The organism is Micromonospora sp. C41 (assembly GCF_018070485.1).
Lineage (GTDB): Bacteria > Actinomycetota > Actinomycetes > Mycobacteriales > Micromonosporaceae > Micromonospora > Micromonospora chalcea.
Genome location: NZ_JAGPXP010000064.1, coordinates 1 through 4,578 on the forward strand (window position 1 = coordinate 1; position 4,578 = coordinate 4,578).

Here is a 4,578-nt window from a genome sequence, read left to right on the forward strand (position 1 = left end):
CGGCTCGTCGAGCAGCAGCAGCCGGGGGCGGGCGATCAGCGCGCGGGCCAGCGCGACCCGCTTGCGTACCGCATAGGGCAGGGTGCCGGGTGCGGCGTCGGCGTGCTTGTCGATGCCCAGCTCGGCGAGCAGGTTCAGGGCCCGGGCGCGCAGCCGGCTCTCGTCGCGGTCGCTGCGCGGCAGGCCGAACAGCGCGGCGGCGAACCCGGCCCGTGCGGTGTGGCTCGCGCCGGCCACCACGTTCTCCAGCACGGTCAGCCCGGCGAACAGGCCGACGCCCTGGAGCGTACGGGCGATGCCGAGCCGGGTGAGGTCGTGCGGGCGGGGCCGGAACGGCCGGCCGTCGAGCGTGAGCGAGCCCTCGGTCGGCCGGACGAAGCCGCAGACCACGTTGAACAGCGTGGTCTTGCCGGCGCCGTTGGGCCCGATCACGCCGACGACCCGGCCGGGCGGTACGCGCAGCGAGACGTCGTCGAGGGCGACCAGGCCGCCGAAGCGTACGCCGACGTGGTGCAGCGCCAGACCCTGATCGTCGGCGGGGGTGGCCGGTGGGCTCATCGTCACCTCGTGCCGGTCGACGGAGCGCGGAAAAACTAATTACACCGGGAGTGTACTTTTCTCTGCCGCCGCGTCAATGCCCAGACGATCACGGTTCATTTCCCGGGGTTATCGGCCTCCAACATGCACTGTCGGTGTGATCCTCCCGCCATCCGGTCGCGGGCGCGGCGCAGGAACGTCTGCTCCGCCGCGTTGCCGGTGCCGGCGATCGCCGCGTCGTACGCGATCCGGGCCTGCGCCGGACGGTCGAGGCGGCGCAACAGGTCGGCCCGGATCGCGTGCCACACGTGGTATCCGGTCAGGTCCAGCCGGTCCACTTCGGCCAGAGCGGCCGCCGGTCCGCGTACCTCGGCCAGCGCGACCGCCCGGTTCAGCGCCACCACCGGTCCCGGCGCGACGGCCGCCAACTGGTCGTAGAGCGCGAGGATCTGTCCCCAGTCGGTCGCGGCGGCGGTCGGCGCGTCCGCGTGCACCGCGCCGATCGCGGCCTGGAGCTGGTACGGGCCGGGCCGGCCCCGCCGCAGGCACCGGCGGACCAGATCCTGGCCCTCGGCGATCAGCTCCCGGTCCCACCGGCCACGGTCCTGCTCGGACAGCGACACCGGCGCCCCGTCCGGCCCGGTCCGGGCGTCCCGGCGCGCCTCGGTGAGCAGCATCAGCGCGAGCAGGCCGAGCGCCTCCGGCTCGTCCGGCATCAACGTCACCAGCAGCCGGCCCAGCCGGATCGCCTCGGCGCCCAGCTCGGCACGGCCCAGCCGCTCCCCCGCGCTGGCCGTGTGCCCCTCGTTGAAGATCAGGTAGACCACCGCGAGGACCCCGCGCAGCCGGTCCGGCAGGTCCGCGTCGCGCGGCACCCGGTACGGGATACCGGCGTCGCGGATCTTCGCCTTGGCCCGGACCAGGCGCTGGGCCATCGTCCGCTCCGGCACCAGGAAGGCGCGCGCGATCTCGGCGGTGCTCAGGCCGCCGAGCAGGCGCAGCGTCAACGCCACCCGGGCGGGCGCGGCGAGCGCCGGGTGGCAGCAGGTGAAGATCAGGCGCAGGCGGTCGTCGGGCACGGGCCCCTCCTCGGCGGGCGGGTCGGCGGCGTGCAGCAGGGCGGCCTCGGCGTGCCGGGCAGTCCGGGTGGCCTCGCGGCGCAACCTGTCGATCGCCCGGTTCCGGGCGGTGGTGATGATCCAGCCGGCCGGGCTGGGCGGCGGCCCGTCGGCGGCCCAGCGCGTCACCGCGATCGCGAACGCCTCCTGGACCGCCTCCTCGGCGAGGTCGATGTCGCCGAGGAGACGGACCAGGACGGCTACCGCGCGGCCGTACTCGGCCCGGAAGACCCGTTCGACGTCGGTCATCCCTCGCCCTGGAACGGGCGGACCTCGATCGGCAGCGTGGTCGCCAGCGCGTACCGGCGGCCCCAGTCCAGCGCGGCGTCCAGGTCGGGCGCCCGGATGATGGTGACGCCGCCCAGGTACTCCTTGCCCTCGGCGAACGGCCCGTCGGTGACCAGCACCTCGTCACCGGCCGGGCGCAGCACGGTGGCGGTCTGCGGGTCGTGCAGGCCGTTGCCGAACACCCAGCACCCCGCCTCCCGCAGGTCCCGGCCGATGGCCTCGACCTCGCGCATCACCCCGGCCAGGAACTCCGGGTCCGGGCGTCCCTGGCCGGCCGGCTGGTACATGCTGATCAGGTACTGCTTCATCGGCTTCTCCTCGTCACCGGACGGCCCCGCGCCGCCCCTTCACCCTCCACACGAACGGCTGACGCCGGTTTCGACACGCCGGGCCGGGTGAATCCGGCCGGGAGCCGGGTACGCCGCCGCGTGCGCCGCCACCGGGTCGTCGTCGTGGGCGCCGGGTTCTCCGGTCTGGCCTGCGCGCTCGCGCTGGACGCGGCGGGCGCGCAGGTGCGGGTGCTGGAGGCCCGGGACCGGGTGGGCGGCCGGACGCTCAGCCGACCGCTACCAGGCGGCGGCTGGCTCGATCTCGGCGCGCAGTGGATCGGCCCGACCCAGGACCGGATGTACGCGCTCGCCGCCGCGTACGGCCTGGCCACGTTCCCCTCCCCCGCGCGCGGCGCGGCGACGCTGCTGCTCGGCGCACGCCCGGCCACCGGGGAACCGCCGGGGCTGTCCGCGCTGCTGGGCACGCTCGACGAGATGGCGGCCGGGCTCGACCCGGCCGCGCCGTGGCGGGCGGACGGGGCGGCACTGTGGGACCGGGTCACGTTCGGCGGCTGGCTCGACGCGAGCGGGGCCGACCCGGTCACCGCCGGGTACGCCGGCCGGATGCTCGCCGGTGGCCTGCTGGCCGCCTCGCCGGACGAGGTCTCGCTGCTGCACATGCTGTTCTACCTGCGCAGCGGCGGCGGCACCCGGTCGCTGCTGCGCATGGCGGGTGGCGCCCAGCAGGACCGGATCGCCGGCGGCCCGGCCGCGCTGGCCGAGCGGATGGCCGCCGCGCTGCCTCCGGGGAGCCTGTGCCTGCGCGCGCCGGTGGACGGCGTCGCGCAGGACCGCGACGGGGTGCGGGTGCGCTGCGGCGGCGAGACGTACCGCGGCGACGCGGTGGTGGTCGCGCTGGCGCCGACGCTGGCCGGGCGCATCCGGTACGACCCGCCGCTGCCGCCGCTGCGCGACGGGCTGACCCAGCGGATGCCGATGGGCGCGGCGCTCAAGGTCCACGCGCTCTATCCGGAGCCGTTCTGGCGGGCCGACGGCCGCTCCGGCGTGTCCAGCACCGACACCGGGCCGCTCACCGAGACGGTGGACAACTCGCTGCCGGACGTACCCGGTGGGATCCTCACCGCGTTCAGCTACGGCGCGCAGGCCCGGGCGCTGCGCCGGCTGCCGGAGGGCGCGCGCCGGGACGCGCTGTGCGAGGCGCTGGCCGCGATCTTCGGCCCGGCCGCCGCGCGCCCCGACGACCTCGTCGAGTACGACTGGTCTGCCGACGAGTGGACGCGCGGCTGCTTCTGCGGCGTCCTGCCGACCGGCGCGTGGTGCGCGTACGGCCCGGAACTGCGCACGCCGGTGGGCCGGGTGCACTGGGCCGGCACGGAGACCGCGACCCGGTGGAGCGGCTACCTGGAGGGCGCGGTGACCGCCGGCGAGCGCGCCGCCGCCGAGGCGCTCGCCCAGCTCGGCTGAGCACCCAATTCAGTGAGATTCTTCAATGCGTTCTATTGAAAAGTTTCTCCGCCCTGTGCACTAATGACGACAGTTCCTTTCGTCATACTCCCGCCGCCGGAGCGCGGCAACCCCCAGGGAGGACAGATGCACAGTTCGATCCGATCGGCGCTGCGCGCGGCCGGAGCCGCGCTGCTCGCCACCGTCACCGTCGCCGCCGCGGTCCTGTCCGCAGCGGCACCCGCCTCCGCCGCCCCGGCCGGACTACCCGGCATGGACGTGTCCAGCTACCAGGGCAACGTGAACTGGTCCGGGGCGTGGGCCAACGGCGCCCGGTTCGCCTACGTCAAGGCGACCGAGGGCACGTACTACACCAACCCGTACTTCGCCCAGCAGTACAACGGCTCCTACAACGTCGGGATGATCCGCGGCTCGTACCACTTCGCCCGCCCCGACACCACCAGCGGCGCCGTCCAGGCCAACTACTTCGTCGACCACGGCGGCGGCTGGTCCAAGGACGGGCGGACGCTGCCCGGCGCGCTGGACATCGAGTACAACCCGTACGGCGCGACCTGCTACGGCCTGAGCCAGGCGTCGATGCGCAGCTGGATCGCCTCGTTCGTCAACCAGTACTACGCCCGCACCGGCCGGTGGGCCACCATCTACACCACCACCGACTGGTGGAGCACCTGCACCGGCAACACCTCGCAGTTCGCGGCCAACAACCCACTGTGGATCGCCCGCTACGCAAGCAGCGTCGGCACGCTGCCGGCCGGCTGGGGCACGTACTCGTTCTGGCAGTGGTCCTCCTCCGGGGTCTTCCCCGGTGACCAGAACGTGTGGAACGGCTCGCTGGACCGGCTGCGCGTGCTGGCCTGCAACGGACCCTGCTGACCCCGGCC

At 74.6% G+C, this 4,578-nt stretch carries 5 protein-coding genes; 2 read left to right on the forward strand and 3 right to left on the reverse strand.

The window, feature by feature from the left end:
• The 3 genes from KBX43_RS31150 to KBX43_RS31160 all read right to left on the reverse strand — a co-directional run.
• The coding region (locus KBX43_RS31150; RefSeq protein WP_210888594.1) for an ABC transporter ATP-binding protein at positions 1 to 558 on the reverse strand (558 nt) is incomplete at its 3' end.
• Positions 559 to 653: 95 nt separating this feature from the next.
• Entirely contained in the window at positions 654 to 1,904 is a 1,251-nt protein-coding gene (locus tag KBX43_RS31155; RefSeq protein ID WP_064445707.1) for an RNA polymerase sigma factor, read from the reverse strand.
• Positions 1,901 to 2,251 carry a YciI family protein gene (locus KBX43_RS31160; protein ID WP_064445706.1) on the reverse strand — a complete coding sequence of 117 codons (351 nt, stop codon included), beginning with the start codon at positions 2,249 to 2,251 and terminating at the stop codon, positions 1,901 to 1,903. Before KBX43_RS31160 ends, KBX43_RS31155 begins: the two co-directional genes overlap by 4 nt.
• Here KBX43_RS31160 and KBX43_RS31165 point away from each other — a divergent pair.
• Together KBX43_RS31165 and KBX43_RS31170 are read left to right on the forward strand one after the other, a co-directional pair.
• On the forward strand, positions 2,243 to 3,697 hold the full coding sequence (locus tag KBX43_RS31165) for an FAD-dependent oxidoreductase (RefSeq protein ID WP_210888599.1): 1,455 nt from the start codon (positions 2,243 to 2,245) through the stop codon (positions 3,695 to 3,697). The two genes, KBX43_RS31160 and KBX43_RS31165, sit on opposite strands and share 9 nt — an antisense overlap.
• A gap of 126 nt (positions 3,698 to 3,823) precedes the next feature.
• Complete coding sequence (locus tag KBX43_RS31170) at positions 3,824 to 4,570, forward strand: lysozyme (protein ID WP_210888597.1); 747 nt, start codon at positions 3,824 to 3,826, stop codon at positions 4,568 to 4,570.
• The last annotated feature ends 8 nt before the right edge of the window (positions 4,571 to 4,578 follow it).